We start from the raw sequence: 1,108 nt of genomic DNA on the forward strand, positions 1-1,108 counted from the left end.
GTTAGCTGAACATACTCGTGAACTTAGAGGTGATATGTCAGCGCTACAAGTATTGGTTATTAAGCAGCAGACTGAAACTAATAGTGCATTTTTAGATATTGCCCAAGCTCAAATGGATAGCTCTGAGTTTATAGTGAAGAAACAGAGTGATGAGTTTCAGCATATTCAGAAGTTACTTGGGCAGTCACACAGTAATTTAAAAGATCTATTGATTACACTTAAACAGCTAGCAGAAAAATCGGAATTTACCAATCGCCAGGAAAGAATCGCGCAACTTGAGCAATTGACAACTCAAATTCAAAAGCTACGAGCTGACAACCTAGTAAGCCTTATTAATGAGCTAGCTAAACATCAAGAATTGACTCTCGAAACAGACGATTTTTTAAAGAAGCTTGGAGATTGCAAAGTTACCCAAATTGAAGATAAGCATTCAGGTCAGATTACTCAAGTCTATTATGAGAATGGCATAAAACGCAGTAGTGACACATATGCGGGTGATAATCTTAGATATCAGATGTTGTTTAATGAGGATGGCAAGCCAGTTAAAGGTTCTGAGTTTGATGACCAAGGTAACCTTATATTCGAATATATCTATGATGATGCGGGGGAGATCAGTAAGCGTATCGAAACGACATATGATCAATCAGGCAAGAAATCGGTAGAACTAGAAACTGCTTATTAATATTAGGGAATTGTAGATGTACTTATCAGAACTTAACATTGGCGAAAAAAAGAACTTTTTAGAATTGGCTAAATATGCCATGGGTCTGAATGGCGAATATAAGCCTGAAGAGCAGATGGTTTATCAATCCTTCATTCAAGAATGTTGCCTTGCTGAATATCAGATTTCAAAGCAAGACAATATAGACGTGGTTATGAAAGTGCTAGCTAAATCAACAGAAAAAAGTAAACGAATAGTGATGCTAGAACTTTTTGGGATCTTACTTGCTGACGGAGAGGTGTCTAAGGAAGAAAGTGATTTTATGGAAGAGTTTGCTGAAATACTTTCTGTTGAGAGTTATGAATCGAAAAAAATTCAGCGGTGGGTGATAGCAATGAACGATATGGTCTCCGAAGGCTATGCGATGGTTAATAAGGAGTAATTTAT

General features: G+C 36.9%; 2 protein-coding genes. Both read left to right on the top strand.

Translation table 11 applies throughout. The annotated features are described in order from the left end of the window. The coding region (locus tag H5202_RS23050; protein WP_220493989.1) for a hypothetical protein at window positions 1-682 on the top strand (682 nt) is incomplete at its 5' end. A 16-nt stretch (window positions 683-698) separates the two neighbouring features. After that, the gene (locus tag H5202_RS23055; protein WP_182774061.1) at window positions 699-1,103 is read left to right on the top strand and encodes a TerB family tellurite resistance protein; all 405 of its coding nucleotides are present in this window, start codon (window positions 699-701) and stop codon (window positions 1,101-1,103) included. The last annotated feature ends 5 nt before the right edge of the window (window positions 1,104-1,108 follow it).

This window comes from Shewanella sp. SG41-4, from assembly GCF_014164505.1.
GTDB lineage: Bacteria > Pseudomonadota > Gammaproteobacteria > Enterobacterales > Shewanellaceae > Shewanella.